Below are 731 nucleotides of genomic sequence, written 5' to 3'. Positions count from 1 at the left end.
CCTGAAATCAGCCCCTGAACGGGGCTGTGCGGAGACAGTTATGGCAAAGAATTTTGTAGAAGAAGGAAAAACGGTGGCGATTGTTGCCAGTGCAGCCATCAGCAGCGGAGAGCTGGTGCAGGTGGGTGATGTTTTTGCGGTGGCGCTGACCGATATTCCACAGGGTGAAACAGGCGACGGCATGACCGAAGGTGTGTTTATGCTGCCTAAGCTGAAAACGGATGACATGAAAACGGGTAAGAAGGTTTATCTGAAGTCCGGAAAAGTTCAGCTGACTAACAGCGGCTCTGATCCGCTGGTCGGGGTTGTCTGGGCAGATGCCGGAACCAGTGCAGAAGAGGTGCCGGTAAAACTCAATGTCTGATCCCTTTTCCCGGTTGGCAGCGCGTATGGATGCTATCACGGTCAGAAAGATGGGAAAGACAGCCTCGATTAATGATGTCGATATGACCGTGATCCCGGGAGAAACACTGGCAGAGCTGAATGCTCTGTCCGGACCTGCGGTCTCTCTGGTGGTGTTTTCTTCGGGATACCGCCCACGGCGCGGGGATCGCGTTGTTTATGACGGACAACAATGGACGGTCACACGGCATGAACGCTTTAACGGTAAGCCAATGATCTTTATTGAGTAAAGAGGTGTGGGATGAAGGGGCTTGAGAATGCCATCCGCAATCTGAACAGCCTTGATACCCGTATGGTGCCACAGGCCAGCGCATGGGCGATAAACCGTG

At 53.2% G+C, this 731-nt stretch carries 3 protein-coding genes; all 3 read left to right on the top strand.

The features are described 5' to 3' along the window. Positions 1–40 precede the first annotated feature (40 nt). Complete coding sequence (locus ACJHX3_RS24980) at positions 41–364, top strand: DUF2190 family protein (protein ID WP_001097055.1); 324 nt, start codon at positions 41–43, stop codon at positions 362–364. Beyond that, positions 357–632, top strand: a complete 276-nt coding sequence (locus tag ACJHX3_RS24975) for a DNA breaking-rejoining protein (RefSeq protein ID WP_001283153.1) — start codon at positions 357–359, stop codon at positions 630–632. Before ACJHX3_RS24980 ends, ACJHX3_RS24975 begins: the two co-directional genes overlap by 8 nt. A gap of 11 nt (positions 633–643) precedes the next feature. Then, positions 644–731: phage tail protein (locus ACJHX3_RS24970; protein WP_173479904.1), on the top strand; the 88-nt coding region annotated here is incomplete at its 3' end.

It is taken from the genome of Escherichia sp. WS1265, assembly GCF_046487585.1.
GTDB classification, from domain to species: Bacteria; Pseudomonadota; Gammaproteobacteria; order Enterobacterales; family Enterobacteriaceae; genus Escherichia; species Escherichia coli.
This window is presented reverse-complemented; position numbering and strand designations above follow the sequence as displayed.

Coding starts and splice junctions, on each gene's coding strand:
- ACJHX3_RS24980 (WP_001097055.1), top strand. CDS start 41: ATGGCAAAGAATTTTGTAGAAGAAGGAAAAACGGTGGCGATTGTTGCC.
- ACJHX3_RS24975 (WP_001283153.1), top strand. CDS start 357: ATGTCTGATCCCTTTTCCCGGTTGGCAGCGCGTATGGATGCTATCACG.